At 49.9% G+C, this 23,578-nt stretch carries 27 protein-coding genes and 1 tRNA gene; 7 read left to right on the top strand and 21 right to left on the bottom strand.

Annotation, left to right across the window (positions count from 1 at the left end; genetic code table 11):
- Window positions 1-216: 216 nt before the first annotated feature.
- Both GX441_10815 and GX441_10810 read left to right on the top strand, forming a co-directional pair.
- Window positions 217-1,122 carry a hypothetical protein gene (locus GX441_10815; protein NLI99135.1) on the top strand — a complete coding sequence of 302 codons (906 nt, stop codon included), beginning with the start codon at window positions 217-219 and terminating at the stop codon, window positions 1,120-1,122.
- A gap of 51 nt (window positions 1,123-1,173) precedes the next feature.
- Window positions 1,174-2,016: a DNRLRE domain-containing protein gene (locus tag GX441_10810; GenBank protein NLI99134.1), complete on the top strand. Its 843-nt coding sequence runs from the start codon at window positions 1,174-1,176 to the stop codon at window positions 2,014-2,016.
- Between the two features lie 58 nt (window positions 2,017-2,074).
- Here the strand turns inward: GX441_10810 and GX441_10805 are convergent, their stop codons facing one another.
- The 5 genes from GX441_10805 to GX441_10785 all read right to left on the bottom strand — a co-directional run bounded on the left by GX441_10805 (window position 2,075) and on the right by GX441_10785 (window position 7,496).
- Complete coding sequence (locus tag GX441_10805) at window positions 2,075-3,472, bottom strand: T9SS type A sorting domain-containing protein (GenBank protein ID NLI99133.1); 1,398 nt, start codon at window positions 3,470-3,472, stop codon at window positions 2,075-2,077.
- Window positions 3,473-3,527: 55 nt separating this feature from the next.
- Window positions 3,528-4,934, bottom strand: coding sequence for a T9SS type A sorting domain-containing protein (locus GX441_10800; protein NLI99132.1), 1,407 nt, complete (start codon window positions 4,932-4,934; stop codon window positions 3,528-3,530).
- A gap of 124 nt (window positions 4,935-5,058) precedes the next feature.
- On the bottom strand, window positions 5,059-5,745 hold the full coding sequence (locus GX441_10795; protein NLI99131.1) for a hypothetical protein: 687 nt from the start codon (window positions 5,743-5,745) through the stop codon (window positions 5,059-5,061).
- A 256-nt stretch (window positions 5,746-6,001) separates the two neighbouring features.
- Window positions 6,002-6,292: a GIY-YIG nuclease family protein gene (locus GX441_10790; GenBank protein NLI99130.1), complete on the bottom strand. Its 291-nt coding sequence runs from the start codon at window positions 6,290-6,292 to the stop codon at window positions 6,002-6,004.
- Window positions 6,276-7,496: a hypothetical protein gene (locus GX441_10785; GenBank protein ID NLI99129.1), complete on the bottom strand. Its 1,221-nt coding sequence runs from the start codon at window positions 7,494-7,496 to the stop codon at window positions 6,276-6,278. Before GX441_10785 ends, GX441_10790 begins: the two co-directional genes overlap by 17 nt.
- Window positions 7,497-7,568: 72 nt before the next feature.
- Between GX441_10785 and GX441_10780 the strand changes: the two genes are divergently transcribed.
- Window positions 7,569-8,567 carry a zinc-dependent alcohol dehydrogenase family protein gene (locus tag GX441_10780; GenBank protein ID NLI99128.1) on the top strand — a complete coding sequence of 333 codons (999 nt, stop codon included), beginning with the start codon at window positions 7,569-7,571 and terminating at the stop codon, window positions 8,565-8,567.
- Between the two features lie 29 nt (window positions 8,568-8,596).
- Window positions 8,597-9,016, top strand: coding sequence for a universal stress protein (locus GX441_10775; protein ID NLI99127.1), 420 nt, complete (start codon window positions 8,597-8,599; stop codon window positions 9,014-9,016).
- Window positions 9,017-9,093: 77 nt separating this feature from the next.
- Here GX441_10775 and GX441_10770 read toward each other — a convergent pair whose 3' ends face one another.
- Window positions 9,094-9,474 (bottom strand): T9SS type A sorting domain-containing protein, encoded by a 381-nt coding sequence (locus GX441_10770; protein NLI99126.1) that lies wholly within the window; start codon window positions 9,472-9,474, stop codon window positions 9,094-9,096.
- Window positions 9,471-9,677 carry a hypothetical protein gene (locus GX441_10765; protein NLI99125.1) on the bottom strand — a complete coding sequence of 69 codons (207 nt, stop codon included), beginning with the start codon at window positions 9,675-9,677 and terminating at the stop codon, window positions 9,471-9,473. The genes GX441_10770 and GX441_10765 overlap by 4 nt, the downstream gene beginning before the upstream one ends.
- A 293-nt stretch (window positions 9,678-9,970) precedes the next feature.
- Between GX441_10765 and GX441_10760 the strand changes: the two genes are divergently transcribed.
- From GX441_10760 to GX441_10750, 3 genes are all read left to right on the top strand, one after another.
- Window positions 9,971-10,043 (top strand) — tRNA-Met (locus tag GX441_10760).
- A gap of 27 nt (window positions 10,044-10,070) precedes the next feature.
- A complete protein-coding gene (rpiB, locus tag GX441_10755) occupies window positions 10,071-10,526 on the top strand; it encodes a ribose 5-phosphate isomerase B (protein ID NLI99124.1) in 456 nt (151 codons plus the stop codon).
- A gap of 131 nt (window positions 10,527-10,657) precedes the next feature.
- Entirely contained in the window at window positions 10,658-11,674 is a 1,017-nt protein-coding gene (locus tag GX441_10750; protein ID NLI99123.1) for an AAA domain-containing protein, read from the top strand.
- Window positions 11,675-11,892: 218 nt separating this feature from the next.
- Here GX441_10750 and GX441_10745 read toward each other — a convergent pair whose 3' ends face one another.
- The 14 genes from GX441_10745 to GX441_10680 all read right to left on the bottom strand — a co-directional run.
- A complete protein-coding gene (locus tag GX441_10745) occupies window positions 11,893-12,201 on the bottom strand; it encodes an MGMT family protein (protein ID NLI99122.1) in 309 nt (102 codons plus the stop codon).
- Entirely contained in the window at window positions 12,194-13,120 is a 927-nt protein-coding gene (locus tag GX441_10740) for a hypothetical protein (protein ID NLI99121.1), read from the bottom strand. Before GX441_10740 ends, GX441_10745 begins: the two co-directional genes overlap by 8 nt.
- A gap of 3 nt (window positions 13,121-13,123) precedes the next feature.
- A complete protein-coding gene (locus tag GX441_10735) occupies window positions 13,124-13,549 on the bottom strand; it encodes a DUF3788 family protein (protein ID NLI99120.1) in 426 nt (141 codons plus the stop codon).
- A 4-nt stretch (window positions 13,550-13,553) separates the two neighbouring features.
- Window positions 13,554-14,798, bottom strand: a complete 1,245-nt coding sequence (locus tag GX441_10730) for a major facilitator superfamily domain-containing protein 7 (protein ID NLI99119.1) — start codon at window positions 14,796-14,798, stop codon at window positions 13,554-13,556.
- 131 nt (window positions 14,799-14,929) lie between these two features.
- On the bottom strand, window positions 14,930-15,751 hold the full coding sequence (locus tag GX441_10725) for a 2-oxo acid dehydrogenase subunit E2 (GenBank protein ID NLI99118.1): 822 nt from the start codon (window positions 15,749-15,751) through the stop codon (window positions 14,930-14,932).
- Window positions 15,752-16,075: 324 nt separating this feature from the next.
- Window positions 16,076-16,552: a hypothetical protein gene (locus GX441_10720; protein ID NLI99117.1), complete on the bottom strand. Its 477-nt coding sequence runs from the start codon at window positions 16,550-16,552 to the stop codon at window positions 16,076-16,078.
- Window positions 16,549-17,037 carry a hypothetical protein gene (locus tag GX441_10715; GenBank protein ID NLI99116.1) on the bottom strand — a complete coding sequence of 163 codons (489 nt, stop codon included), beginning with the start codon at window positions 17,035-17,037 and terminating at the stop codon, window positions 16,549-16,551. Before GX441_10715 ends, GX441_10720 begins: the two co-directional genes overlap by 4 nt.
- A gap of 190 nt (window positions 17,038-17,227) precedes the next feature.
- Complete coding sequence (locus tag GX441_10710) at window positions 17,228-17,923, bottom strand: hypothetical protein (GenBank protein ID NLI99115.1); 696 nt, start codon at window positions 17,921-17,923, stop codon at window positions 17,228-17,230.
- Window positions 17,924-18,024: 101 nt separating this feature from the next.
- Window positions 18,025-18,732 carry a hypothetical protein gene (locus GX441_10705; GenBank protein ID NLI99114.1) on the bottom strand — a complete coding sequence of 236 codons (708 nt, stop codon included), beginning with the start codon at window positions 18,730-18,732 and terminating at the stop codon, window positions 18,025-18,027.
- An 18-nt stretch (window positions 18,733-18,750) separates the two neighbouring features.
- Window positions 18,751-19,584, bottom strand: a complete 834-nt coding sequence (locus tag GX441_10700) for a hypothetical protein (GenBank protein NLI99113.1) — start codon at window positions 19,582-19,584, stop codon at window positions 18,751-18,753.
- Between the two features lie 20 nt (window positions 19,585-19,604).
- Entirely contained in the window at window positions 19,605-19,706 is a 102-nt protein-coding gene (locus tag GX441_10695; GenBank protein NLI99112.1) for a hypothetical protein, read from the bottom strand.
- Window positions 19,707-20,582: 876 nt separating this feature from the next.
- Window positions 20,583-21,434, bottom strand: a complete 852-nt coding sequence (locus tag GX441_10690; protein ID NLI99111.1) for a hypothetical protein — start codon at window positions 21,432-21,434, stop codon at window positions 20,583-20,585.
- Between the two features lie 113 nt (window positions 21,435-21,547).
- A complete protein-coding gene (locus tag GX441_10685; protein NLI99110.1) occupies window positions 21,548-23,242 on the bottom strand; it encodes a PQQ-like beta-propeller repeat protein in 1,695 nt (564 codons plus the stop codon).
- A gap of 167 nt (window positions 23,243-23,409) precedes the next feature.
- Window positions 23,410-23,578 (bottom strand): T9SS type A sorting domain-containing protein (locus GX441_10680; GenBank protein ID NLI99109.1); only part of this gene is annotated, 169 nt, incomplete at its 5' end.

Below are 23,578 nucleotides of genomic sequence, written 5' to 3'. Positions count from 1 at the left end.
TCAAGAGCAGTTGTATCTCAAGAACCACCTGCAACCCCGGGCTCACTTATTGAAGATTCTTCTCTATTCTGGAGAAGACTATTTTCGACTAGATTATTATAGACTATTCGAGCAAGTCTGTCAAGTCTCTTCTATAGATATTGTACTTTGTTGAGTCAAAGGCTTTTGGTTAAAAGAATCTTGACAAACTTTGAGTATGGCTTATGCTATAAGTTGATGTCGAGATATTTGAGATTCGTAAAAACCTTGATTCTTTTCCTCCTTCCAGCTGCATCCTTCATTTTAGGAACCAGCTGCAATGTCGAGCCACCACCTCTCCCCGATCCGACGAACAACAACTCCATCGACAGCGCCTGGAATGTCACTCTGCCCTATACCTATCAGGTTACCGTACCTGCAACGGATTCCGCAGAGGTGTTCCATTTCGGCATCGGTTCCGATAAAAACTTCGGCTCGATACTGCTCATTAAAGTCAAGCTTATAGAGCCAAAGAAGGCGGGATTTTATCTTAGAGCGGAGCTTTTAACGTCAAAAGACCTTGCTCTCCTTGTGGATTCCAGGAATTCGGAGCTTGAACCTGCGGCCTGGATTGCGTCAAAGTCCAACCAGCTTTACTACCTTAGGCTTACGCAAAATGGCGACCCAGATACCGACCGCTTCACCTACAGCGTAGAAATCTCAAAAACAAAAATAAATGACCCTTTCGAGCCTGATGATGATACGGCGAACGCGACTCCTCTTGAATTGGGATTCCCTCACGACGGCTCCTACCTCTGCGACGCTTTCTCAGACTCCGTCGAGCCCATGCTTTCGCTTCCGGATTATTACGAATTCGAGTTAGAAGACACAACTCTACTTTACATCAAGGTGGAAAGGATTGGAGGAGACGCGAAACCTGTATTGAAGCTTATTAAACCCGACGGCTCTCTTTTCAAGGAAGTAAGGGATACTCTAGCGGTCATCGATCTTATAACACCTTACAAAACTATGCCCTTCGACGCCGGGACATGGTTCCTTGAGGTTACGGACGAAACAGGGTTCTACCCTTCGTGGGGCAAAGGCGAGGTTGCTTACAATTATCTTGAACCGTATGTTATAACTGTTTCGAAAACGCCTCAGTAAGCGACCCCAAGAAACGCTTGCTGAACGAAAAAACGTATAGAAGGAGGCAGAATGAAACGCAGCCTTATTATAATATCGGCTTGTGCGATAATCGCAGGATTTATTTCCTGCGCAAAACCTTCGCCCGTGAACATTACAGAGCTCACTGCGGATGAAACGACACTTAAACCCGAACAGACAACTGTTCTTCACTGCTTGGTAGATGACACTACAGGCGTTACTTATAGTTGGAGCGCATCACTCGGAACTATAGAAGGATTGGGCGATTCGGCTGTCTGGACAGCGCCCGAGTTCCTGTGGACAACGGCTTATGATACTGTAAGGATTGTGGCTACCAACGCGGAGTCCTTGTCAGATACGGCTTCTATTGAGCTTACGGTCGAGGTCAACTTCCAGTCTCTTGACGCTAACGATGACACCTACACGCTCAGCATCGATTCAGCCAGCAGTTTTTCAACAGCCCAGTATATTCTTGTGGGTTACGATCCAGGATGGCAGGGGTTCTTTCACGCTTTCATCAAGTTCCAGGACCCTGTAATACCTTCAGGAGAAACGTTCAAGCGCGCGCGAATAAAGCTCTGGCGCGAGTACAGTGAAGGCGACAACTGCAATATAGCCGTATACCAGATAACTCAAGACTGGCAGGGCGTCAACGTAAAACCAGGCTCGGAACCTTCATCGCTTTACAATACATCATACCTTGACACCGCTTCTCAAGTCGGATACCTCTATTTCGACATTACTTCTATTGTTCAGAACTGGAGAACCGGTCAGCCTAACAACGGAATAATGCTTAGGGCTAAGGAAGAAACTGTAACCGCAGGCAGAAGGGATTTCAAATCGAGAGAAGCGGAGGCCTCCAGGCGTCCGGCTTTAGAAGTAGTATCCTGGTAGAATAACTTAAAGATTAAAAAAGGGCGCCTGGTGCGCCCTTTTCGTTTTCACTTGAAATCTACTTGATTAAAACCATCCTCGCGTTCACGGATGCATTGTTCGATTCGAGCCTTGCGAAGTACACGCCTGCTGGAAGAGCGCTAGAGTTGACGCCAATCTCATTTTGACCTGCTGGGTAAGTACCTGAGGCCAGTTCTTTTACCATCCTGCCCGAAGCATCGTAGAGGGTCAGGCGGATGAATGAGGATTGGGGAATGCTGAAGCGGATTTGGGCGCCGCAAATCGAAAGGGAGGGCGAGAGGTTTCGGGGCGGATCTTCAGCTATAGCGACCGGTTCTGCAATAGGTTCCTTGCTCTTGGCGTACATTATCTGCCATATTTCTTCGGAGTCAGGATAATCGTAGACTATGTGTCCGTAGCCTTCGGCATCTATGGCGAAGTAGCGGCCGAAACCGGGCCATTCATCCTTGCCAGGCTCAGAGGTTATCGCCTCCTCCGCCCAGTTCGCATCGGGCTTTGTAGAATACCATAAATCTCCCCAGTAATCGGAGCCATAGCGGATCCAGGCGATATGGGGCTTGCCTACCGCGTGATACCCGAAAAGGTTGTCGAGCACAAGATTCGGTCTCCAGTCCCCGCCTCCCTCCGGAGCGTTGTCGGTTACTATCTCATCCTGCCAGGTTCCGCTCGCATTCGTGGTGTAATGAATGCTTGCTCTGTCGGCGTCGTATGCAACGTGAAGAGATCCCATTGGATCGGCTACAGCCGAAGGCCACTCGCTTGAAAGAGAGTTGATCTTTTCCTTAAGCCATGCGGGCTCGCCGGATGTCGCTTTCCAGAGGTAGGTGTCGTCTCCTATATAGAAAACGTGCACGCCATGCAATGGGTCAAAAACCATGTCGTAACCGATGTAGTCGTCCTGATAAAGATTTGTTGTGATCTTCTCCGCGCCTTTCAGCTCGCCGTCTTCTAACCATCCATGGTACAGCTGCGCATTTACCTCGTCTGCCTGAACGTAGATGATATGCGGTGCGCCTTCGCGGTCTATCTTGAGAACCGGCGCCACCTGCAACAGACCGTCATCCGTGAGATTGACGGATGCGAATGACCCTTCCTTATCGGTTGCGTAAAAGATATCGTAATTATCTTCAATCAAGTAATCAAAATACGCCACGTGGCTGTTTCCATGTTCGTCAACATCTATGCTGTATACTTCGGCTTCATTAACCTGCGCCACATTCTTGATGCTCCATGAGCCTGTGGCGTTTGAAGCCGTCTTAAGAAAGGCGCTCTCCTCACCCCATTGAATAAAGAGAATCCTTGCCTTTCCTGCATGGTCAAGAGCCAGAACAGGAGAGAATGCGTCGTAATTTTCTTGCGTTATCTGCACGGTGTTCCATTCAACCGCTGTCAATAGAGCGGTTAATGAAAAGACCAGAAAAACCGTTTTTTTCATGTCAACCTCCTCGGTTGAGTTTCTGAAGAGGACAAGGCATGCCTCGTCCTGATTCTCAGCGTGTTATCACGAATTTCGCATTCACAAAACCCATTTGCGATTCGAGCCTTGCGAAGTATACGCCTGTTGGAAGAGCGCTCGAGTTGACGGTAATCTCGTTCTGACCGGCGGGGTAGAAACCGGTGGCGATATCCTGAACTTTTCTGCCTGAAGCGTCGTAGAGCGAGAGGCGGATAATGGAGGAGTAGGCAAGTTCGAAACGGATTCGAGACCCGTCTGCAAACATGGAGAGGGAATTACTAGGGGGCAGTGGGGTCTCGACTATACCTGTCGCAATCGGTGTCCTGGATTTTGCATGGAAGATGTGGTCTATCCAGTCAACGGAGTCGGGCGCAGACCAGACTATGTGACCGTAGCCCTTGGAGTCTATCGCAAAGTAGTGTCCGTAGCCCGGCTTCTCGTCTCTCTCCGACGTGGATGTTACCGCCTCTTCGACCCAGCCCGACTGGGTTTTGTGCGTGTAATAGAGATCGTACTGCCATACCGTGTCGTTTACTTGCAGCGACCGCATCCAGACGATGTGCGGGTCGTAATCTGCCCCGAGCGCGATAGACGGCCGCTCGTTCATAGTTTCCTCCAGGCCTTCGGTGGAGGCGGGTTCATCAACCCAGTCCATGCCCGAACCGCTGATGTAATGGATTCTATTGGGATATATCCCGGATACGTACGCTACATGCATCGTGAAGAACTCGCTATGCACAGAAGGCCAGAAGCTTTCCGTATCGGTCAACTTGTGCATAGCCCAAAGGGGCAAGCTTGAGGCAAGGGGGACACCTGTAGATGCACACCACAAGAAACCGTCATCACCAATGTAGAATGCCGAACCGCCGCCCTCCGGGTCGAGCGCGTAATCGCTTCCGACGTACCATTCTTCCTGGAGATAGTTATCGCATACCTGTTCGTTGTAGAAGTCGAACCCGTTGTCGATTCCAAACCAGAGCTGCATCTCGGATACGTAAATAAGATGGGGGTTATAGTTGTGATAAAGACGCAGAACCGGCGAGGACTGGTAGGCTTCGTCATCCGTAAGATTCTCCGCGACGAACATGCCCGTGGTATCTGTTGCCAGGAATATGTCGTACTTACCCGGACCTGCCGAGTCCATGTAAGTGACATAGGGATGACCCTTTGAGTCGACATCGATGCTGAAAATATCTCCAAAAGCCTCGGTCAAGTGTGTAACCCGTCTCGTCTTCCATGCGCCGGTTGCATTGGATGCCACCCTGAGTTCGGGTGTTTCGTTCCACTGATAATAGAGGATGTATGCGAATCCCTGATCATCAAGAGCAAGCACAGGATAGAAGTTGTAGGGCTCGGATGCAGGTGTTACCTGCTCAATATCCCACTCCACTGCCAAAGCCCCCACGATAGCGGCAAAAAATGTAATGAAGATTTTTTTCATCTTACGCGCCTCCGGTTGGATTTATATGAAAAATGATAGCCCTTAAGACATGTTTGTCAATAGAGGAATCGCCTTCCTTGTTCCCCAGAACGATTGCTTTTCCGGGATGACCTTAGACGCTATGTCACTTTTCGATTTTGCCCGAGGCTTCCAAAACCCTTTTGATCATTGGATTCCTGAGCATCTTGCGGTGTTCTTGAGCCACCGGACTTGCAGCCAGACCGCCTATCCACTTGTCGATGAACGAGTCATTGCTGTTCAACGCCTCGATATCTGCTTTGGCCTCATCGGTCACTGCAAGCCCGCGCATATTGCCTCGAGAGTCGACCGGGTCCTCATTCACGAACGGGATGTGAATGGGAAGAAGCGATATAACGGCTTTGCCATCATCGAGAAGCACTCGTGCAACAGGGTAGTTGATAGCCATCTGCGAGGTGGCGTCCAGGAAGATACCGCCGTAAATGATCTCTTTGTTGAATACGACAAGAAAGATACGGGTATATAAAGCAGATTGAAGCGGATTCCCCCACCCCATGCTGTTCTTGAGGCTCTTCAACTTCTCAGCTCCGTCTGTCAACCTGCCTGCCTTTTCAAGACTTTGCGCAAACCTTTGAGTCGCATCATCGGTCAGGGTAATTTGTTGTCTGTTCCAATCGTAATGTTCCATTTCTTTTAGACTTATGGTAAAGAGTGGACTGGATGTATCGAGCGCTTTGATTATGGATAGCGCGTGGTCGGCCTCGTAGCCAAGATTCCGGCTCATCCAGTTTTCGTTGAGAATGATTAGCCGAAAACTGTCGTTATCATGCACAGGCCCCCTCCTTGACGGACATGCGACTGAGAGAGCGAGCAGCCCTGAAAGAAAGGCAAGATAAGGCCTCACTTGCATATATCACCTCTACAACGCCTTTGGAAAGCTATGGACTGCTTGAATCCTGAATATGTCGATTCAAACCTCCGGGTGTTAGTCAGACAGAGGATGATATGATAATCAACTTCTTTGTCAAGGATTCTGTAAAGCAGGGAATCTAAGGGAAGTGAGGATGCTCAAGGAAAGCTGTGGGAACTTATTCGACAGGACAGCGGCTCAAGAATGCAAGCTTTTCCTCGCGCGTCATTTGTTTGATGCGTGCTTCCTCGGTCTGTGCGCTCGAACGCGATGGATGGCGCTCGAAGAACCGCAGGAGGCAGGGACGACGGCTTCGAGTGTAGCGCGCGCCTTTGCCGGAGTTGTGCTCTCGAAGTCTGGCAATAACGTCCTTTGCCACGCCTGCATAGAAGGAACCATCCGAGCATTGAAGGATATAGACGTACCAAGCTTCGTTACCCTGGGCATTTTTTTTACTCAGAAACAACATCCTTTCTCCATGCCTCCTCGAGCGCGTAAGGCGTTAGCCCATAGACAGCATAAAGCGCCTCCATGGGTTCGCGCTGGTCGGAAAGAAAACGTGCGAGCTTTTCTCCGCCGTAGCGCTCGTAAAGAAAACGAATCATATCGGCTGCTGAGAAGAAGTACCGCATCCTCTCGGCATAGTTAACCGATTTCTCCATGCCGAGAACGGAAAGCGTGCGCTCGAGAGCGGTCTTTGAAACCTCGCCGTTAAGCAAATTGAAGCAATCGGGGAATCCGAATTGAGGAATGGCTGAAGCCACAGCCTCTCTGGAGGAGCGCCAGAGTGCAAGGCGAACATATGCGGAGTAGTTGTTCTGAACCATGTATGCCCAGCCTTCTAGTCTCAAGAGGTCGTCGGGAAGGACTGCCGAGCGAAGCTTGTTGGAGTTGACATAGGGGTCTGAACTGAGAATCTCGGAGAGCTTGGATTCATCAGAGAGGTAAAGGAGAGCGAGCGCATGCGCGGTTTCATGAGGAATTCCGAAAAGCCCTGCAGGTCCCGGATATCCGAGGTTTATCCACAAGGCATAGCCTACCGTGTCGCCAAACCATACGGGTCTGAAGCCGGTCTGGCCTCCTGAGGACTCCTCGAACCCTCCTATGGACCTTCGGTCGTGATGAAGCCTTACAGGAATCCTGCCTGCGGTGTAGTATGGCGTTGTATCACCCGTCATCACTATTCTTTCAAGTCTTGAGTATTCCTGAGAATCCGCGCCAAGGATGGCTGAGATTTGGTTGAAAGCCTGCTCCGCCGCCATTTCAATTAAACTTATATCCTGCGCTGCCTTGCTTCCCGGATGGTAAAGAAACAGGAAATGCTCGCTCTTGCGCGAAAGCCAGGTTGTATCAAGGATGAAACTTTCAGATTCAGACCACGCGTAGAATGAGGGATAGTGCTCGCCGAACCGTTTGCCCGTTACCTTATCCAACGCCCGAGAGAGATCGTAGGGGGTTTCGACCTTCCTTGCGATGCGGCCAAGTTTTCTTTCTCCAACTGAAGTCTCAAGATAGCGCCCAAAATCCTGCATCGTTCTTTCAAAAACCAACTCATCGGTCGTATCGATTCGCCAACCCTCCTCCCTTGCTTCATCCACCCATCTTTCTGAAAGTCTGCCGAAACTTGTCCCGTCAAGAACGCAGACAATTATCACAAGGATTAAACGAATCATTTTCCTAGTTTAGGAGAAAGAAATTGCATGTCAAGCTTGACTTGGGGATTGAGCGAGTTATGCTTGAACATTATGAGAGCGATGATTCTAAAAAAACCAGCGCCTGCGGAGTCGAGACCTTTAGAGCTTGCTGAAATGCCTTTACCTGAGCCCGCTGAGGGTCAAGTACGACTAAAGGTCTCCTTTTGTGGAGTGTGCCATACGGATCTGCATACCGTTGAAGGCAACCTCGCTCTGCCCAGGCTTCCGCTGATTCCCGGCCACGAGATTGTAGGAAGGATTGACAAGGTTGGAAAAGGTGTTTCGGAAGAGAGATTGGGAGAGCGGATAGGAGTGCCCTGGCTTTACGAAACGTGCGGTAAATGCGAGTTTTGTAAAAAAGGTTTGGAGAATCTGTGCTCGGGTTCGAGATTTACAGGCTACCACGTTGACGGCGGTTATGCGGAGTACGTCGTTGCGCCGTCGGATTCAGCCTACAGAATACCGGATGGGCTAGGCGATGCCCAGTCAGCACCGTTAATGTGCGGAGGAGTAATCGGGTACCGCGCACTAGCGCTCTCAGGAGCAAGGGAAGGGGAGATATTGGGATTGTATGGTTTCGGCAATTCGGCCCACGTAACGATCCAAATAGCGAACTACCTAGGGCTAAGGGTGTTTGTCTTCTCAAGAACAAAGGGAAATCGCGAACTTGCTGAGGGTCTGGGCGCCGAATGGACAGGCGCAGCCGATGACGACCCACCGGAACGTTTGGATAGAGGCATAATATTCGCTCCGGCTGGCTCGCTTGTTCCTCAAGCTCTTGGGCATTTAAAGCCAGGCGGAACGCTCGCTCTTGCCGGCATAACGATGTCCGATATCCCTGCATTCCCTTACGAACTGATCTACGGCGAACGCAAGCTCCTATCTGTGGCGAACAGCACGCACGAGGACGTAAGAAGACTCCTTGAACTTTCGGCAAGAATACCTGTAAAAACCGAGGTAGAGGTCTTCTGTCTTGAAGATGCCAACGAAGTTCTGCTCGCGATGAAGGAAAGCCGAATACGCGGTGGTGCAGTACTTCAGTGTTCTTGACTTGCCACGTAGTTTAAATAGGATAGCACATGTTTACTAAGATTCTCGTAGCCGTCGACGGCTCCGATAACTCGCTAAGGGCGGCCCAGACTGCAAGAGATATTGCCGCGTGCATGCAATCGCAGATAACCATTCTCTATGCAGCCTATATTCCTCCTTTGTACTCGGTGGACATCCATCCTGAGGTAAGGGATGCGCTTCATGAGGACGGTCGCAAGATACTTGACGCGGCAGCAAAGGTGTTCAAAGGCACAGCTATAGAACCGACCGAGAGGCTCGTGTTCGACGAGAGGCCCGATGAGGCGATTCTGAGATTGATTGAAGAAGACGGTTTCGATCTCGTTATACTCGGTTCAAGGGGACTCCACGGCAAAGAACTCGAGGCACTCGGGAGCACCTCGTTGCGCGTTCTGGACAAAGCTACATGCCCGGTTCTTGTGGTGCATTAGGTCTATAAAAACCATTTACACTCGATTTTAGGGACAGGCGGACGTTTCTGTCAGAAAAAGCGACATTTTCCAAGGCATCATCTGATTAATACAATCTTTTTCGTGGAAGGGTGAGAGGACTCAACCCTCACAAAGTAGACGCCCGGCCCGAAGCTCTCACCCCAGACAATTTCTCCTGAGGTTAAGGAAGAGCCAATCTCATCTACCTTGCGGCCCGAAGCGTCGAACATAAGGGCGTGAAACCCCTGGGGCTGTTTTTCATACCTCAAAGTAACAGTTGGGCCGACCGGAGAAACTACCTGCCAGTCGGATTGGACAGGTGGTATTACGGGTTCAGTAATACCTACATAGCCAAGGGAGTCGGTCTTGAGGAGAAGGAGACCGATATAGCTATTTTCAAAATAGCCACAACCTGTAATAATGTAGCCTTCATCTGTGGTTTGTTCACCTGAATTCACACCGTAATGTTGATTCTCACCTTGAAGAATTCGTGTCCATAAGGTATCGCCTTTGTCATCCGTCTTAAGTGACCAAATTCCTCCGAATGAAGCAGAGGCACCAAAAATAACGTAACCTCCATCTTTAGTTTGATGAATGCAACAACAGTCCACATCACGAGTACCACCACCATCGTAGATATGTGTCCAAATTGTATCTCCATTGGATTTTGTTTTGATCAACAAAAAAACGTACAGGAGCAGTATCAGCATCAGATTCAATGGAAATAGCACCTGCTATGTAACCTCCATCATAAGTTTGTCTTACCGACTCACCTATGTCCAATCCACTCCACCCATAATTTCTTACCCAGCCGCCTTGTGGAATGGTTATTAAGGTAAACAATATTGCGACAAAACTCATAATAGACTATAGTCCCAAAAAGTTTGGGAGTAACTTTTTGGGGTTGTAAGATTGACAAAAACCTGACTCCGAGTAGAATTTCTTTTCGCTTCCGGCGGCGTAGCTCAGTTGGCAGAGCAGCGGAATCATAATCCGCGTGTCGGGGGTTCGATCCCCTCCGCCGCCACTTAAGTATGTATTATTTTTGTGACTTATGAAAATTGTAATAGGATCTGATCATAGGGGTTTTTCATTAAAAAGCTATCTTAAGGACTGGTTTGCGTCAAAAGGATATGAGGTGGAAGACCTGGGTACGGACAATTTGACGACATCGGATTACCCCGATTATGCCATTTCTGTAGCCCGGGCAATATCAAAGAATGAAGGAAGCCTTGGCATTCTTATATGTGGAACAGGAATAGGCATGTCAATAGCCGCAAATAAAGTAAACGGTATAAGGGCAGCACGAGTTTGTTCAGCAAAGGACGCAGAGATGTCCAAGCGACACAATAATTCTAACGTTCTTTGTATAGGCGCCGATTTGGTTGACGAGTTGATGGCTCAGCGCATGATTACCGCTTGGCTTGAAGCATCCTTTGAGGGAGATCGCCATCAGCGTCGATTATCCAAAATTTCCGACTTCGAAAAGAATATCCACGATGTGGGTTAAACAAACAAAAAAAGGGAAAGGAATAATGCAACTTACATTTAAAAACATCAATTTGCCAACACTCGGTGTGAATAACTTCTCAGAAATGGTGGAAAACCTTCTAAAGTTATATGAAACGTAACTTAAATAAAATGAAAGAAGAAAAAAAAACGCGTTTATCCACAGGATCTGAATCCGATCGCGTTCTTTTACGACGTTTACGTGAAGCAAGAGAACGTCTGGATAAAGAATTCGGAAAGATTATTGTCGGACAAAAAACCGTTGTAGAGAGAATACTAATATCTCTCCTGTGTGAAGGCCACAGTCTTCTTATTGGAGTGCCTGGTCTTGCTAAAACCCTTATAGTCAATACCTTGGCAAGGGTGCTAGGTTTAAGTTTTAACAGAATTCAGTTTACACCTGATCTAATGCCCGCCGATATCACTGGAACAGAGATACTCCAGGAGGAAAAACGAACCGGAAAACGTTCAATGAAGTTCTTACCGGGACCGGTATTTGCCAATATTCTCCTTGCGGATGAAATCAACCGTACTCCGCCTAAAACCCAAGCCGCACTTCTTCAAGCCATGCAGGAGAGAAAGGTAACTGTAGGCGGTGTTACTTATCCAATGGATCTGCCCTTCACAGTTCTTGCGACCCAGAACCCTATCGAGCAGGAGGGAACCTATCCTCTGCCTGAGGCGCAGCTTGACCGCTTTATGTTTTCGATACAGGTCGATTATCCTGCTCAGGAAGAGGAAGAGGAAATAGTAAAGGAGACAACCTCGGCTTATCTGCCGGAACTCGGCGAGGTTGTTTCGAAGGAGGATATTCTTGCATTCCAGGGGCTTCTGCGCCGCGTGCCTGTTTCGGACGCCTTGATAAAGGATGCGGTCGCTCTCGTAGCGAAGACTAGGCCGAACAAGGGGAATAAACTCGACTACATCAACTCGTACGTAAGCTGGGGTGCAGGCCCGCGAGCGTCGCAGTATCTGATTCTCGGTTCAAAGGCCCGCGCGATTCTTCGCGGCGAGCTTACACCCGGCGATGAAGACTTGAAGGCGATGGCACACCCGGTGCTGAGACACAGAATTGTGACCTCCTTCGCAGCAGAGGCTGATGGGGTAACGACAGACGACTTGGTTTCCAAGCTGCTTGTCGAGAAGTAATATCCTAAATCCATAACCATTCGGAGCTTTCTGAGAATTGACTTGGTTTTGGCAATGTTTCATTACTCCACTACTAACTTGCTTAACTGAATGTCCTTAACCAGTCTTGCGGCTTATAACATTCGAGAAAAGAGCAAGATCAGAGGTAAATTACCTAAGTCTTAAATGTGCAATATAATCCTTATCCCCATCTAGCTAATTTGATACTTTCAGAATTTTTACGGCTTCCAGAGGAAGCGGTCGAAGTCAATCTTCGAGTCGGAGTCGAAGTGCACACCCTCCCCCTCGAGGAGCGAGCGCTGCTCGAGGTAACCCTGACCTGTCAGGGAGATGGTGCCCTTGGAGTTGATGACCCGGTGCCAGGGCAGGCCGGCCTTAGCGGTGCATGTATGGAGAACCCTCACGACCTGTCTTGCACCGTAAGGGTCACCAGCCATTGTCGCTATCTGGCCGTACGTCGCCACCTTGCCGCAAGGTATTCTTTTGATCAATTCGATTACTCGCTGGGTAAAGATTTGTTCATTCATTATTCCACCATTTAAGTATTCTGAGCGCCCGCAGGGTGTTCCAGCGGCTGGGCTTGCCGGGTTCCTCCATCTCGAAATGAGTTCTGCCCGGCCAGCGAGGCCCTAGCGGCCAGGCGCCGTCCTTCCTACGCTTTGAGATTAGAAGACTGATAGCATCCTCCATCCTGGGGTCTTTTCTGGCACGGCATTCCTGAAGATGATCGAGGGCACGCATCACGTCGTAGCGATAGCGAGTCGGGAAAGCAAATTTCACAAAAGAGGGATGTACTGGCATGTTTGTTCCCTCGATCTTGAAGAGCTCGTGCTTCAGGAGAAACTCGCGGCCCATGGCAAGACTTTGCGAGACAACCCTTGGATTTTGCGGCTCCCACTTTTCATACTCCCTGAGCCCTTCGAGGACGCAAATAGTGGTGTGAAAACAAACATCGGTTCTGCCCTGAGGAGAGAGGTAGAACCATCCTCCGTAATCGAGTTGCTGAGAGATTAGGAATTGCGCAATCGAATGCAGCCTTTCGTCCTCAAGCTGGAAGTGAGAGAGTATGGAAAGGATCATCCCCGTAACGCCTACTTCGGAATGGTCGAGAGAGCCGAAGTAGTTTATTCCGCCGTCTTTGTAAAACCCCTCGTTGAGAAGAAGCCTTGCGCCCTTGACTGCTTGTGGATGCTTCGGTTCAAGTCCGAGGTCGCGCAAAAGAAGCATGGTATAGGTTGTTGATGTCCATTTGTGGATGTAGATGCCGGCGCCCCATCCCCCACCTTGGTTTTGAAGGGAGAGGAGTCTTGCGCCCCAACCCTCCAGCGCGATTCTGGCTTGCTCTTTTTTGATTTCACGAGGATTCAGACAGAGGATATCCCGCATCGTCTGGAACCGGATGGAAGCATCGCCCTGCATGAGCCAGTCAAGGATTTTGTTATCCATGGATTACTTTCCGACCGGTTTTCTCTTAACCAAAAGGAGTTTCTTTAAGTCTTCAAGCTCTTTGTCGGTTTTGAGGTTGATGAAGAGCCAACGTCCATCGTGGTAGGCTTTCGCACCCTTGAGCATTGCGGTCGTTTGAGGGCTGAGACCCGAAAGAAGGGCTTTCTCGGTTTGTGCAGGATTCAAAACGATTTGCGCCATAAGCCCGCTAGTCTCGAAGAAAAGCATGATAAGGGCTTTTCCGGCCTTGTGGACCCTGTACGCCCAGCCCGTCTTTACCCCGTAGTATTTGAACTCGCCTTCGATTTGGTAACTCCTCTTGATAAAAGAGAGAAGTTCATCCCACAATCCGGATGCACGTCCCAGAGATTGCATGATTTGTTCTCTGGACGGCTTATGCCCCTTGTTTGTAAAAAGGCCCGTTCCCATGGTTTTATCTTCTTGTAGCGTCGTGAACGGGCGATTCGCGAAGGAAGAAGGAAAGTATGACGCAGAGTATCATTAGACCGATGAGACCGAGAAGCGAGATCGTCATCGAGCCTTGAGGCGATTTGAGCGCGTCCATCAGGAATATGAAGACTATGCCGGATATCTGGCCCATCACCAGAAGCAGGCTGTTCGACGTGCCCTCCGGTGCAGGGTGCGTTATCTCAGCGCCGTATTGAAAGCCTATCGGTCCGGAACTCAAAAGGAAGAATCCGAAGATGAACCCGGAGAGAAGGAGAAGCCAGTAACTCTGAGCAAAGGTGATGCCGGCCAGTCCCGGGAGAAGACCCGCCAGAGCCATTATGATGAATGGCTTGCGTCTGCGAATCTTGTCTGATATCAAGGGGATAACAAGAGCTCCTACTACACCGCCTACCAGCATGAGGCCGCCTGCCATTCCGGCCTGGGAGATGGAAAAACCTCGAGGCCGCACGATGACTTCTATCCATGACGTTACGCCGTTGAACATCCCGAGTCCAATGAAAAAGATGATGAGGAGAAGGATAAAGTTACGGTTGCGCAGCATGCTTTTAAGCCCGTCGAACATCAGCGCTCGATCGTTGTGACCCTCGGGGCAGGGAATTGTAGGAGGGTGTTCGCGCGCTAGGATAATGAAAAGCGCTACCACCAATGCGGCCGCAATCCCGTAAACGAGGAGCATCCCCTTCATTGTGTAGGAGATGGTAAGGACAGGTGTAAGAATCATGCCCAAAAGGATTCCGAGATACATCGAAAGGGTGCCGAGACCGGACGCCGTCCCCCGTTCCTCAAGAGAAAACCACCTAGCGGCAAGCTTCGTGATGGAACCCAAAATGAAGGGCTGACCGAATGCGATTACTACCTGAGAGATGAACACTATTGTGAAATTTTCAGCAAATATCCCCCGCCCGAGTGCGCCCAGCGCGGTGAGAACGCCGCCGATGCTTACGGCCGCGCGGAATCCCCAGGTGTCTATGACCCATGCCGAAGGCAGCGCGATGATGATGTAGACGACCATGAAGACCATTGAGAGAAGACCAATCACGAGATCGGTCGTTCCGTAGAAGGACGCGGCAGCACCAGTGATGGGCGCAAACGTTATCCAGAGAAGTTGATTGAGCACAGCGACGAGCATGAAGACCGCGAGGACTAACCAGCGGTAGCCGTAGACCTTTATTTTGGACTCGGTCACCAAAACCTCCTTTAGAAGCATACAAAGAAACCAAATTAGATGCGATGACTATAACTTGAACGCAACCGTTGTCAATCTAACGGCTGGAGGGCTGAGAAGGACTGAGGGGCGCTGAAAGGGCTGGATGTCGGATTGAGGGATACGGGCGGGAATCAAAGTTTTTCGAGACCATAAGCACCTTCTATTAGTTTTGCGAGTCTTGCCAGGAACCTTGCCGCAGGCAAACCGTCGACGATGTCGTGGTCGAAAACGGCAGTCAGACAAAGAAACTCCCTGGGTACAACCTTGTCTTTGATAAATGCGGGCTTGCGTGAAAGCGGTCCCACAGCAAAACTCAAGGTGCGCAGCCCCGAAGGTATAGGCCACGCGGTTCCCCTAGCTACCATCCCCATCGCCGTAACACCTACGGTTCCAATTATGCGTTTAGCCATGAAACCGTCATGCATCAACCTCCTCCAGATGAGCATTCTTAAAAATCGCGGGAGACGGCGCGATATACGGGCTATGCGATCGGCCCCATCATCGGAACCAAGGAAATGCCCCTCGGTGTCCACCGTTTGAGTCTGTGCACTATGTATCTCCTTGAATATCTCCTCAGAACTCTTCGCGTTGGTTTTTCTTATTACCATGGGGACGGGGATGGAAACGCCACCGACTTTGCGTTCCACGTAGGTTCCTATATCGACGTCGTCAAAAGTAACCGTCTTTCTCGCCCCGTATCTCCAAGCGTGAACTTGTGGATACTCCGAGCAGGCCTTGCCTATGCAAGTCATGAGCCAGGAAAGAAAGCTTATGCCCTCGGCCTTTTCCCGCCGAATGCGGTGTATGGCTTCACGCGCTTTAGTTACGTCCAGCTCCATCAAACAGGGCTGGTTGTGCCTCCAGCTTGCGGCTACCGTAGTTTCGAGTATCAGAGAACGGTTCTCTCCGAACCGCTGAAAGTGAAATCCATCTTTTGTCTTCGATTTATTCATAGTACACTATATAGTCATCTTGATGTATTGTCAAGGTAATTTACTATCTGTCGAGTCCATAAGCTTCTTCGACTAATCTGGAGAGTTGAGTCAGAAACCGTGCCGCAGGCGCGCAATCAACCACGTCGTGATCGATTAGAACCGTGCTGTACAGCATTCGCAAGATGCAATAAGAAGAAATCGTAATAGTCAAGACTATCAACTTCGTTCAATTGCTTAACTTCCATGTCAGTTTCGAGCGTACTCGCTATGACTTCGGCGACCTTGCGCGTGTTCCCACTTCGAGAAAGCTAGGCAACAAGGGCTTTCATATCGTCTCCGTCTTTATTTCTTGAGTTTCTGAGCGAGGTTGTCGGCCCAGGCGGTAATCTTTTGCCAGTCGCGCCAGTCGCCCTCGGGGAAGGGCAGAGCGAAACCCTTCTCAGGCTTCTTGTACTTGCCTCCGAAAAGACCGATGTCTACAGGCGGGACTAGTTTCGTCACGACTTTGAGCTTGCGCATCATCCATTCGCGACGCTCAGGTGTATCTTCCATCATCTTGAAACCGAGGGAAAAATAGGCAACTGGTATCTTGCTTAATACGTCCTTGTTGGACTTTACGAACCTCTGTGCTTGTGGCAGGAGGCGAAACTTCATCACAGGCGCTCCGACGATGCATGCGTTGTAGGTTGAGAGGTCGGATACGTCTGAGACGCTCGACACATCAACTTGCATCCCCTTGGATTTGAGCACCTCGCCTACCTTCTCCGCTATTTCCCTGGTCGAGCCGAACGCGGTTGCATAAGCTACGAGAATCTTCATACAACTCCTTTCTTTAGCTTTTCTGCGAGGTCCTCCGCCCATGCGGAGATTTTCTCCCAGTCACGGTAATCGGAGGCTGGTTCCGAAGCCATCATTTTAGGTCCCTTTGCCGGATCGAACGCGCCACCGAACAAAGCCACGTCAACTGGCACTACATTCTTAACCATCGGATTGAGCTTCTTACGGATTTTCTCCCTGTTCTCGGGAGTATCATCCTTCATGGTTCCGCTCACGACAAAGTATGCGACCGGAATCCCTTTCAGGGTCTTTTTGTGTCTTGCCACAAACCCCTTGGCTTTGCCGTTTAACATGCCGATGTAGACGGCCCCGCCCACAACGGCCGCATCGTAGCCCTTGGGGTCTGGTTTGTCCTTGATGTCAGCAACTGTTACGTCCATGCCTCGGGATTTAAGAACGTCGCCGACCTTGGCGGCAACTTCTCCGGTAGAGCCGTACTTCGTGGCGTAGGCTATTAAAACTTTCATACTTTCTCCTCTCTGTAATGGAGTGTTATCTACAATCCTTTCGTCCCGTCTATAGCGAGGGTTAAGTCTCAAAACATATACATCGGCCAGTTGAGTTTTATTTTCCTGTAACTGGACAGATAACACCTATCTTCCTCCCATAAAGACGCAGACACTTACGATAAGTTTCAAAACACCTGTTCTTAGCTTCTCATTCCTCATCAAGAGGTATGAACATTACCGACCAGTTTTGCGTCTCGGCACCGTTCTTAATGGTTTCTTTATGAGAAAACTGCTTGCCCTGGGCAAGGACGTCAACCGGAACGCCGAAGACGAACGCGTAGTTCTCGATGCCTGCGCCGCCGATGTTTCCGTGCTGCCAGGCGAGTTCATCCCCCAAAACCGAGAAGGACGTAAAGAATTTGAACCAGGCGGTGATAACGAGGGGAAGGATAGTTTCCGAGCTGGCAGTGTCTCTTATCTCGCCCTCGCTAATTACCTCAAGAGTGGGTTCGAACTTGCTCGGCCCCTTTACTACCTTTGCCTCGGTGGGCTTGTCGTCGTCCCATGCAGGGCAAATCTTGTAATCAAGGAATGCGCCTTCACCGCTGATCTGAATGCCGGGTACGCGGGTTCCGGCCGAACCTTCCACCGGTAAGTAGAACCATACCGCATGAGACTCGGACTGAGGCGCGCCGAACCTGACGTCATCAAACTTGGTTACGAAAGAGAGCGCTGAGAACGTCGCGCCCTCATAAGGGTCGCACTTGCCCGTGACGTCGAGACTGACATCCACAAGGTAGCGCATGGATGATAGGAACACGGTCTTTTCGGCCTCCAAGAAACAGGGTAAGGCAATTCCTCCGAGGATTATCATTGTCGCTACTGATTTTGTTAAGATTCTCACGCTTTTCTCCTTTTGGGTTATAATCTTTCGATATTCATTGCTGCGAGCGGGAGTCGACTTGTTCCCGAAAGAACACATCTTCTTCAGGCTTCAGCCGACGTTTACTTCTCCTCGCTCAAGGGCGTGAATATCACCGACCATTTATCCGTCTCGTATCCGTAGTTGATGGTCGTATCTATCATCACGGCCTTGCCTTGCGCAAGGTCGTCCACAGGGACGCCGAAGGTGAGATAGTAGTTCTCAATTGAGCATGTGCCCAGCTTTTCATACTCCCAGGCAAGCTCGTCACCCCCGACGGAGAAGCCCGATGTGAAGCGAAACCATGCAGTCGGGACGATGGGCAGGACGGTCTCCAGGCTGGCTGTGTCCCGTATCACCTTCTCGCTCAAGACCTCGAGCCACGGCTTGAAAGGGCTGGGTCCGCTTGTAACCTTCGCTTCTATTTCATCTTCCTCGGTCTCCCACGCAGGGCATATCTTATAGCCGAGAATCGTGCCTTCTCCGTGTATCTGGATGCCCGGAATCCATGCTGTGGACATATCCTCGGACTGGGTGTAGAACCAGACCTCATAGGTTTCCGCCACGGGCGCACCGAACTTTGTTATCTCGAAATCCGTCGAGAAGGAAAGCATAGAGAACGCGGCGCCCTCATAAGGATCGCACTTGCCTTGCACATTGCATGCTATGCTTATCTTGTAGCGCGGCGAGGAGAGAAAAACTGTTTTCTTGGCAATTAGTCCGGATGGAGACATCAAAGTGCCCAACGCAAAAACGACCCCTGAAAGAAGAATGTATTTTACCGATTTCATCTATTCCTCCTTTAAGGTTTAACTGAACGTTACGTCCACCGATATCTTGTTGCGGTCCTCGGGGTGGACCTTTGCAGGGAAAACTTTCCCGATTACTTCCTTGAACTGCTCGACCATGTGTGAAGGAATGGGCAGTTCGGCTTCGACAATGTACGGCTTCTCGCCGTAGATTGTAACCTCATAATCAACCCTGACCAGGGGCTTGAAATCGTGACTCTTGCAGGTGGGTTCAATCGACTTGATTATGGCTGTGGCTTTAATCCCCCTCTTATGAATTGCTTCTGTTTCCTCCTGCGTTCTATTCAGACCGGATATCTGCGGCTTTGTACCCTCAAGAATGATGCCCGTGCCGTCAAGCGCCGCCTGGTTGGTATCAAACACTACGACCTGCATATCCTGCGGATCAATTCTCACAGGAAAGCTCGCCCCGGGCTGAAATGCGGGTACAAGGTATCTCGGAACCACTGCATCAAGACTGATATCGTAGGGATGGCTTGAGCCATCGTCTATCTTTAACTTGAGGTTAAGGTAAGGATCGTCATTGATGGTTACCGTTCCGCCTCCGGAGTTTTCATCAATCCCGAGAAGGGTGGCTTTCGCAGCTCTTCCATAGGCAAGTATCTTCCTTGCCTTACGTCCCTTTCCGAGAAAGAAGTAATATCCTCCCGCCCCTCCCGAAAAGAATGGGAAGATGTCAAGCGCCACCGCCCCCACTGCAAAAACGCCCATAAGTATTCCAAACCAAGCTCCTCCGATAAAACCGATGACTTTTTCGCTAAAAATCCCTAAAAGCGCCACTGGCGCCCAGATAAGGATGCTGCCTAGGAATCCAAGTTTAAAGCGCTTAGCCATTTGCTATCAGAACGTTATATTCACCTGAATCTTCTGCGGGTCCTGAGGGTGGACCCGGCAAGGGAAGCTTCGACCCACAACATTACGCAATTGCTGCACATACTGTGTCGGCATCGGTATATCCTTCGTCACAGTGTACGGCTCCTCGCGGGGGATGAACACCTCGTAGCTTATGCGTACTAGCGGGTTGAAATCCTCAGACCGACCTGTATCCTCGACTGAAAGAACCTTTGCCACGCCATCCCTGCCGTCGCGCTCGAGCAGGGTATGGTCAAGGTGGGTCCAGCCCTTGCCGCCGACCGTCGGCTGCTGAACTGATTGCACAGCACCAGAGCTTACATATGCCTCTGTACCTTGCGAATCGAAAACAACGGTGTTGGGGTCTGTTGGATCAATCTTTACCTTGAAAGAAGCCCCGGGCTGGAACTGAGGAACCGCACTGCGGGGAACGACGGTATCGATGCTCACCTCGTAGGGTTGCTTGTAACCGTCGTCTATCTTGAGCCTGAGATTTAGGTACGGCTGGTCATTGATGGTTACTGTTCCGCCCTGACTGGATTCACCTATCGCAAGAAGGGTAGCGGTTGCTGACTTGCCGGTAGAAAGAATCTCCTTGGCCTTCTTCCCCGAACCCCAGAAGAAGTTGAATCCTCCCTTTCCGCCGAAAAGCCCTTTGAACACCCCAATGAATGGGAGAAGGGAGCAAACAACTACGAATACGATGAAAACGGGCATCAGCCCCTCCCACCACTGCTTGCCGATGATTTTTTTTATCTCGGTTTCCAGCGCCCCCCAGATAACAATGGGGATAGCGGCAATGAACGGAAGGACGAACATGAGTCCGAAGCGCGATTTCTTTTGAGCCATCTCTCCTCCTTATGGAGTTATATTTAAAAATCTAATTTTAGTATACCTTGGCCTTATAAATTGTCAAACATTGCCGTATCTAACTTCAGTCGTCTGTTGCGATCTTCTTGCCTATGGGCAAAAAGGAGCTGCTAAAATGTTATGTCCACCTTTATCTTGGTTTTGTCTTTCGGGTGAATCCGGCAGGGATAATTCCTTCCTACACAGTTCTGGAGTTGAGGAATGTACTGGCTTGGTATGGGCACTTCTTTAGAAAAGCTGTAGGTCTCCATGCCCGGCGCCGTGACCTCGTAGGTCATCTTAACCAAGGATTCGTACCCCTTTGATTTGCCTGTAGGCTCGACGCCCATGAGTCTCGCTCTTCCGTCGATGCCGTCCTGCCTGAGTAGCACGTCGTCCATCGTGCTCCAATCACTCACGTTGCCTACGGTGGGCATCTCGGCCTGAGAGGAAGGGGAGGAGGCAGAGGGCGAGGAGGACGAAGGGCGTGAGGAGGGCTCACTCCAATCGATCACAACTTTGGTTTTGTCAATGGTGTCGATTCGGACTGGGATAGACGCGCCGGGCTGGAACTGAGGCACAGCATAGCGCGGGATGATTGTATCGATACCCACCTGGTAGGGTGTAGTGGAGCCGTCGAAGATCTGGAGTTCCAGATGAAGGTATGGCTGCTGGTTGACTGTCACCGTTCCCTGCGAGGTTTCGCCGATACTAAGGACGGTTGCCCGGCCTGGCCTGCCCTGAGTCATGAGCTTTCTTGCTTCTTTGTTAAGACCGGGAAGATTCTTGAAGACGCCGCCGAAGACGGAAATCATAAGTATTGCGACGAAAACGAAGGGCAAAAGCATGAGTATGATGAAAAGGGCAATCCCCCACCAGAATTGAAAAAGGTCGAATCCCATAACTGCAGGAACAACGAAAACGACCGGTATAAGCAGGGACGATCCTACTATCAAGCCAATCCACAAACCCAACTTTTTCATCGATATCTCCTTTTTTGGTTATATACTCTCTCCTTGACGAATACCAACAATGCTTAACCTCTCCATCTCAACCGGGAATTCCGCATACTGACTCTTTACCTCGCAATAAAAAATCAGCCTCCACCAGCGCGTCCGGTATGCTTAAGGTCGTGACCGAACATCGGCCACGCGCTCGAAGCGAGCTGGCCTGTACCCTTTATAGCATAGAGCTTGTAGTCGTTCGAACCTACATAGATTGTTCCATCCGGACCTATGATGGGGGACGAAAAATCTATTCCTCCGCCTGTCTGATACCTCCATCCAAGGGTTCCATCTTCCGTCTTGATAGCGTAAAGATAGTAATCAGAAGCGCCGACATAAACGTAGCCGTCCGATCCCACGCACGGAGAGCTATACTGACAGTATACGTAATACTTCCATTTTAGAGCGCCGGCGGAGGTAATGGCGTAAAGGTAACGATCCTTGGAATCAACGTAGATTGTTCCGTCCGGACCTATAGCCGGGGAAGCCCCGATAGCAGAGCCTGTCTTATAGCTCCATTTAAGACTTCCCGAGGAGTTGAGAGCGTAAAGATAGCCGTCATTCGAACCGAAATACAACGTCCCGTCCGAACCTATCGCAGGAGAAGAGGTTACCCATCCGTCTGTCTTGTACTTCCATTTCAAGGTACCTGCAGGGTTTATCGCATAAAGACAACTGTCCTTAGATCCGACATAGATTGTACCGTCAGAACCTACTGAAGGCGTATTAACCTGCCTTCCTGTTGCATAAGTCCACTTCTTCGTGCCGTCGGGATTAATTGCATAAAGAGAACCGTCACATGAGCCAAAATATATGCTTCCGTCCTCTCCTATAGCAGGCGCAGCGAATTCGTACATTCCGGTTGAGTAATGCCATTTCAGGGAACCGTTGGGATTGACAGCATAAAGTCCGGTAGAGACCACATAAATGGTGCCCTGTATATCTATGGCAGGGGTGTATACTATGCCGTCAGTCTTTATCTTCCATTTGAAATTCCCTTCTGGATCTAAGGCATAGAGGTATGAATCTTCGGATCCTGCATAGATAGTGCCGTCGTTACCGATGCTCGCAGAGGAGTAGACATTGCCGCCTGTCTCATAACTCCAGATCAAACGGTCCTCTCCGGCTTCGGAGATGATAATGGGAAAACTATCCGACAATGCTGACTCCGCCATGCGGCAGTCCTTTGCCTTTGCGGTAATATAGTAGGTGTCGGGTGCGATGAAGGTGTGAAAGAATTCTATACCCTGCTGACTATGTACAAACGAACTCCAGCCAGAGTTAGTCCCGTCGCCCCAATAGAGGATAACAGAGACGCTGTCCTCGTCAGGATCTATCGCCGAGGAAATAAACAAATATTCATTTTCGACACTTCCAGACGACGGTCCCGTAATCCCCGGCGCCTGGGGGGCAGCATTACCGCCGATTGAAATTGTGATTGTATGAGCATCCGACCAGTCTGATTCCGATCCGGTTGCGTCAAGAGCTTTTAATCGTATGGAAAAAGTGTCGGCAAATGCCCAACTATGAGGCATCTCTATCGTGTCGCCGCTTCCTAAGAAGGCGCTTGTATCAGCAATATCGTCTCCCCAATCGGCTATGATCCGGATACTGTCGCCATCTGGATCTGTCGAGGAAACCGATATCGAGTATGCAAGCCCCTTCGTGCCGCTCGAAGGGGCGAATATCATGGTTGGAATCGCAGGAGCGCCTTGTTTACTGCAGCTTATGAACATGACGCCAGATAATATGGATAAAAGAGCGAAAAAACGTCCAAACTTTACCATTTTGCCTCCTCCTTGGAGGGGTTTTTTTACGAGCAGAAGATTATATCCCCCGCCCGCAAAGATGTCAACTTCGCGCTCAAGGATTCGGCCGAGGAGATACTTAGCGGTAAGCTCTTATAAAGAGTTACTTAACCTCGATCGTCCTGTCCTAACATGAGGCATTCTCGTTATCTTGTCAATACAGCTTTACGAGTAACGGTATTGCCCCCGCAAGATAATCTGGCAAAGTACACGCCTGAGGGAAGCGTCGATGCATTCCATGAGAAATCGGACCCGGTTTCGTCGAGTGCAAAAGACTCAATCTTGCGGCCGTCGACGGCATAGAAGGTCAATATT

The organism is bacterium (assembly GCA_012517375.1).
In the GTDB taxonomy this organism is placed as follows: Bacteria; Hydrothermota; Tepidihabitantia; order B3-TA06; family B3-TA06; genus JAAYVC01.
The sequence above is the reverse complement of the archived record's forward strand: the minus strand, read 5'-3'. Positions and strand labels throughout refer to the sequence as shown.

Bases quoted from the DNA above. Each gene is read 5' to 3' on its own strand.
- GX441_10815 (NLI99135.1), top strand. From the start codon at position 217: ATGTCGAGATATTTGAGATTCGTAAAAACCTTGATTCTTTTCCTCCTT.
- GX441_10810 (NLI99134.1), top strand. From the start codon at position 1,174: ATGAAACGCAGCCTTATTATAATATCGGCTTGTGCGATAATCGCAGGA.
- GX441_10805 (NLI99133.1), bottom strand. From the start codon at position 3,472: ATGAAAAAAACGGTTTTTCTGGTCTTTTCATTAACCGCTCTATTGACA.
- GX441_10800 (NLI99132.1), bottom strand. From the start codon at position 4,934: ATGAAAAAAATCTTCATTACATTTTTTGCCGCTATCGTGGGGGCTTTG.
- GX441_10790 (NLI99130.1), bottom strand. From the start codon at position 6,292: ATGTTGTTTCTGAGTAAAAAAAATGCCCAGGGTAACGAAGCTTGGTAC.
- GX441_10785 (NLI99129.1), bottom strand. From the start codon at position 7,496: ATGATTCGTTTAATCCTTGTGATAATTGTCTGCGTTCTTGACGGGACA.
- GX441_10780 (NLI99128.1), top strand. From the start codon at position 7,569: ATGAGAGCGATGATTCTAAAAAAACCAGCGCCTGCGGAGTCGAGACCT.
- GX441_10775 (NLI99127.1), top strand. From the start codon at position 8,597: ATGTTTACTAAGATTCTCGTAGCCGTCGACGGCTCCGATAACTCGCTA.
- GX441_10765 (NLI99125.1), bottom strand. From the start codon at position 9,677: ATGGAGATACAATTTGGACACATATCTACGATGGTGGTGGTACTCGTG.
- rpiB (NLI99124.1), top strand. From the start codon at position 10,071: ATGAAAATTGTAATAGGATCTGATCATAGGGGTTTTTCATTAAAAAGC.
- GX441_10750 (NLI99123.1), top strand. From the start codon at position 10,658: ATGAAAGAAGAAAAAAAAACGCGTTTATCCACAGGATCTGAATCCGAT.
- GX441_10745 (NLI99122.1), bottom strand. From the start codon at position 12,201: ATGAATGAACAAATCTTTACCCAGCGAGTAATCGAATTGATCAAAAGA.
- GX441_10740 (NLI99121.1), bottom strand. From the start codon at position 13,120: ATGGATAACAAAATCCTTGACTGGCTCATGCAGGGCGATGCTTCCATC.
- GX441_10735 (NLI99120.1), bottom strand. From the start codon at position 13,549: ATGGGAACGGGCCTTTTTACAAACAAGGGGCATAAGCCGTCCAGAGAA.
- GX441_10730 (NLI99119.1), bottom strand. From the start codon at position 14,798: ATGCTTCTAAAGGAGGTTTTGGTGACCGAGTCCAAAATAAAGGTCTAC.
- GX441_10725 (NLI99118.1), bottom strand. From the start codon at position 15,751: ATGAATAAATCGAAGACAAAAGATGGATTTCACTTTCAGCGGTTCGGA.
- GX441_10720 (NLI99117.1), bottom strand. From the start codon at position 16,552: ATGAAGATTCTCGTAGCTTATGCAACCGCGTTCGGCTCGACCAGGGAA.
- GX441_10715 (NLI99116.1), bottom strand. From the start codon at position 17,037: ATGAAAGTTTTAATAGCCTACGCCACGAAGTACGGCTCTACCGGAGAA.
- GX441_10705 (NLI99114.1), bottom strand. From the start codon at position 18,732: ATGAAATCGGTAAAATACATTCTTCTTTCAGGGGTCGTTTTTGCGTTG.
- GX441_10700 (NLI99113.1), bottom strand. From the start codon at position 19,584: ATGGCTAAGCGCTTTAAACTTGGATTCCTAGGCAGCATCCTTATCTGG.
- GX441_10690 (NLI99111.1), bottom strand. From the start codon at position 21,434: ATGAAAAAGTTGGGTTTGTGGATTGGCTTGATAGTAGGATCGTCCCTG.
- GX441_10685 (NLI99110.1), bottom strand. From the start codon at position 23,242: ATGGTAAAGTTTGGACGTTTTTTCGCTCTTTTATCCATATTATCTGGC.